The following is a 4,156-nucleotide window of genomic DNA, read 5'->3' as shown; positions in this document are numbered from 1 at the left end:
CCCTCGATTTTATCGAAACTCAGCCTCAGGGATTTGATACAGTCATCGGTGATCGGGGCGTGAAACTTTCGGGAGGACAAAAACAGCGGCTGGCCATTGCAAGAGCGCTTCTCAAGAATCCGCCCATTCTTATCATGGATGAAGCCACTTCATCTCTTGATAGCGAGTCTGAAAAAAAGGTTCAGCAAGCTATCGAAAGGTTGATGCAGGATCGCACTGTTTTTGTTATTGCTCATCGTTTATCAACAGTGGTGAATGCGGATAAAATAGTTGTTCTCAGTAAAGGTAAGATTGTGGAAACGGGTACACACAAAGAACTGATTGAGAAAAGGGGGCACTACAAACAGCTCTATGAGGTGCAGTTTGGTGAAATTACCAGGGTGAGCGTTGACTGACTCAATAGAGGAAATGAAGGTACTCGTCTGTTTTGGTACACGCCCGGAGGTGATCAAACTTTCACCGGTAATTGAGTCACTGACATCAGAGGATATCCCTTTAAAAACACTTTTTACAGGCCAGCATGATGAACTGTTTAAGGATGTAGCACATTTGGTACCCATGCCGGATATTCAGCTCAATATCATGCGCAAGGGACAATCCTCGGCGGAGGTGATGCACCGTGTTATGGTTGAAACAGAGCCCCTTCTACAGAGTGAAGCTCCCCGGCTGGTAGTGGTTCAAGGGGACACCACAACAGCGGCGGCAGTGGCTCTCACCGCTTTCTACCAGCGTATTCCAGTGGGGCATGTAGAAGCGGGCCTCAGGACGCACGATTTAAATGCACCTTTTCCTGAAGAGCTGAACCGCCAAATCATTTCAAGGGTGGCACAGCTCAACTGGGCACCCACCGCCACTGCAAAAGAAAATCTCGAAGCAGAAGGATGTAAGGGTACTCTTGTTACCGGAAACACAGTAGTGGACGCTTGTCTGATGTACAACTTTCCAGTGAAATACGGAGATAAGGTTTTAATAACGCTTCACAGACGGGAGAACTTTGGGGAAACCATGGCGGAGATGTTTCGGCAGATCGAACGCCTTGCATCTTCTCACAGCAACCTGGAATTCATCTTTCCCATGCATCCAAATCCGGAGGTGATGAAGCACCGGGATCTTCTCAATTCAGTCAAAGTCATTGAACCGTTATCTTATGAGGAGTTGCTCAGACTATTAAGTGAAGTTCGCTTTGTGATATCAGATTCAGGCGGCATTCAGGAGGAGTGTGCGGCATTTCGGAAAAAGGTATTGGTGTGTCGTGATAAGACGGAGCGGCCGGAAGGGGTGAAAGCTGGTTTCGCCAAGACTGTGGGCGCTGACATCGAAAGTAATTTCTCATGGGCAAATGATTCACCTGAATGGAATGGCGATAATCCTTACGGCGATGGAAAAGCTGGGGAAAGGATTGTTGCTTCTATCACAGATTTTTTGAACAATTAGCTTTGGGGTCAGCACACAGACTGGAAGGTGAAAATGCAGAGTCAGCTCTCCAATTATTAGAGACTGTAACGAGGATCTTTGAGCTGTGCGATATCAAGTATTGTCTTACAGCTGGAACGCTTTTAGGCATTGTGAGAGAAGAAAGGCTCTTGCCGTGGGACACAGACCTCGACTTGCGCATCTTTCGTCCCGATGTGAAAAAACTCCCTCGGGCAATGTGGAAAATTCGGTTCACAGGCTATCTTGCCCGAACTCGCCGTCAGGAATTCGTTGATCCACCTTTGAAAAAAGGTGAGAAGAGAATCGTGAAAGTTTTCCAGAAAGATGGTTTCCTGAAAAAAGGGAAGGTGACCATGGACTGTTTTATCGCAACGCTTCAGGACAATGATTACGTCTGGTCTTGCGGTGGGCCCAAACTGTATACAAAGAAAGCAGTTCCGGCCCATTTCTATGATGAAACAAAAATAATCACCTTTCGAAATAAGGATTATACCGTCCCGAGAGATGTTGAAAATTATCTCACGTTTCGCTATGGTGATTGGCGGACACCTGTTAAAGAGTGGGATTATACCAAAGACGACGGAGCCATCATCTCGTCTGAACTGAAAAATTGAGAGGTTCTAAACAAGCAGTGGTCCTTCTTGCCGGTTCCGGCAGTCGCCTCGGTGTTTATACAGAGAGGATGCCGAAATGCATGGTGAAAGTGGCGGGAAAACCGCTTTTGATGCGATTACTCAATCAGCTGGACAACTTGACCACAGAAGAAGCTATTCTAGTGGTAGGTTTCAAAGCGGATATAATCAGAGATGCAGTAGGGGACTTGCATGGAAATCTTGCCATCACATATGTGAAGAACGAAGAGTGGGAGACGACCAACAATGTTGTCTCTCTGGCGCTTGCAACAGATTCTCTCAATAAAGACTTTCTGCTCTTAGAGGGCGACCTGTTTTTTGCTGAAGGCATACTGGATCGACTTTTGGGCGATAACCAGATGGCTGTAGACAGCTTCAGGGAAGGGATGGATGGTACGGTAGTTACCACGGCTTCGGATAATTTGGTTGAAAAATTCTATCTGAAGACCACACCCAACCGTCCGAAGAACACCAGAGAACTTTACAAAACAGTAAATGCATACAGCTTTTCATTTGATTCATTCTTTGACAAAGTTCAGCCACGGCTCAATCGTCTGCTTCAGAAGGGCGAGCGTAATGTCTATTACGAGCAGGCAATCGCAGATGCTGTTGATGACGGAAGTTTTGCCATGAAGTATGTGAAGTTCGATGAGGGCGAATGGTGCGAGATCGATACGGTGGAAGATCTCCGGCAGGCGCGGGTGAAATTCGGCAATTAAATTATCCCGCCCTATAATCCGTTTCCCATCTATAAAAGAAAGAAAAAATCGAATTGATCATTTCGAGCCGTTTATGCTGGGCTTTGAAGGTACGTGCCTCTTTTTCAAAACGGTTTCGCAAGTGAAAATCCGGATCTTGAGCCTTTGAGAGAGTGTAGCCTAATTGAACCATCTCATCACCAGTAGCCCATTCCACAACAGACATTTCTGCTGTGGAAAGATCTTTTTCCCACCTTCCCACAGAACTTGTATTTAGCGGTTCTCGTGTTGCTGAGTGCCAATCCATCTTGTAGTCGGGGATCACTTGCTTGGCAATCCCCTGAAATTGGAGCATGCCTGGATCATAGGGTTCGCCCAGAAATTGACAAACACGCTGAAGCTCTCGTTCGGGCTCGGCCAGCAGATCCTCATACCGAAGTTCCAAATATTCATCCAGTTTAGTTTTCATACGTGCATTTATGCCGCATTGTATAGCTGATTTCCAGTTGAGGATGGAGTAGTTTACACTATTATTCCACCAAGGCATTTCCTTGAGCGAGGCTACAACATCGCGGCAGTCTCTGAGAACATTTATAACCTGTGCATCAGGGTAGAGCTGTCTAAGCTTTTCCATATGGTGGATGTAGTACGGTCGTTTGTCGCCCCACCGCTGTTTCCCATGGCTCTGTGCGTAGTAGATCCACGGTGCAGCAAGAGCGGCACCGAGGGACTTCGATTCCAATATCCACTTTCTTACAGACTCTTGATCGATCTCAAGATCGTTCAGTTTCGTACTTTCATCAAAATGATCCAAGAACCACTTAGCAAGTTTCTCTCGATTCTTTTCCTTATGAAGATTTCCGAATAATAGCCGCCGTTTGTAGAGCTTCATTAAATATTTTGTCTGAGGTGGGATGGCGATGCGGGGGTGGGAATGAAGCATTAGGCGCAAAAGTGTTGTACCAGAACGTTCACTTCCGGCGATGAAGATTGGCCTTATCTCGTTTGGCTGGCGCATGGACTTGAAAATAGGTGCGTTTTGAGGAGTGATTCAATGTTTATAAGTTCCACCGCGTTACATTTAATCTACTCGATAACGATATTTGGAATCGCTAATGACCTCCATTCTATTTGAATGCCACCACCTTTATTACCTCCCCAATTTTCTGCCGATCATTAAGGAGTTTCGACTTAGGGGTGGTTATTCTCTCTCAGCATCAATACCCCATATCATTAACGATCTTGAACGTCAGCACGTACGTGAGGCTGTTGAAAAAATAGGAGTTGAATTCATCGATGGTGATAATGAAATGGCGCGACAAACAGAACTGAGGAATAGAAAGTTTGATGTGGTTATTGTTGGTATCCCCGGTATGCTGGAGAAAGTGGTGA

Annotated in this window: 6 protein-coding genes; 5 read left to right on the top strand and 1 reads right to left on the bottom strand. The window is 46.0% G+C overall.

The window, feature by feature from the left end:
- The 4 genes from EYO21_00755 to EYO21_00740 all read left to right on the top strand — a co-directional run.
- Window positions 1–395, top strand: a 395-nt coding sequence (locus tag EYO21_00755; GenBank protein HIB02345.1) for an ATP-binding cassette domain-containing protein, incomplete at its 5' end; no start/stop codon positions are given.
- Window positions 388–1,434, top strand: coding sequence for a UDP-N-acetylglucosamine 2-epimerase (non-hydrolyzing) (locus EYO21_00750; protein HIB02344.1), 1,047 nt, complete (start codon window positions 388–390; stop codon window positions 1,432–1,434). The genes EYO21_00755 and EYO21_00750, both read left to right, overlap by 8 nt.
- Window positions 1,435–1,436: 2 nt before the next feature.
- The gene (locus tag EYO21_00745; protein HIB02343.1) at window positions 1,437–2,048 is read left to right on the top strand and encodes a hypothetical protein; all 612 of its coding nucleotides are present in this window, start codon (window positions 1,437–1,439) and stop codon (window positions 2,046–2,048) included.
- Window positions 2,045–2,785, top strand: coding sequence for a phosphocholine cytidylyltransferase family protein (locus EYO21_00740; GenBank protein HIB02342.1), 741 nt, complete (start codon window positions 2,045–2,047; stop codon window positions 2,783–2,785). The genes EYO21_00745 and EYO21_00740 overlap by 4 nt, the downstream gene beginning before the upstream one ends.
- A 1-nt stretch (window position 2,786) precedes the next feature.
- Here the strand turns inward: EYO21_00740 and EYO21_00735 are convergent, their stop codons facing one another.
- The gene (locus EYO21_00735) at window positions 2,787–3,782 is read right to left on the bottom strand and encodes a sulfotransferase (protein ID HIB02341.1); all 996 of its coding nucleotides are present in this window, start codon (window positions 3,780–3,782) and stop codon (window positions 2,787–2,789) included.
- A gap of 97 nt (window positions 3,783–3,879) precedes the next feature.
- On the opposite strand from EYO21_00735, the gene EYO21_00730 reads away from it, so the two are divergent.
- A partial coding sequence (locus tag EYO21_00730) for a hypothetical protein (protein ID HIB02340.1) occupies window positions 3,880–4,156 on the top strand: 277 nt, incomplete at its 3' end.

This window comes from Candidatus Neomarinimicrobiota bacterium, assembly GCA_012964825.1.
Lineage (GTDB): Bacteria > Fidelibacterota > Marinisomatia > Marinisomatales > S15-B10 > UBA2125.
This window is presented reverse-complemented; position numbering and strand designations above follow the sequence as displayed.

Bases quoted from the DNA above. Each gene is read 5' to 3' on its own strand.
- EYO21_00735 (HIB02341.1), bottom strand. From the start codon at position 3,782: ATGCGCCAGCCAAACGAGATAAGGCCAATCTTCATCGCCGGAAGTGAA.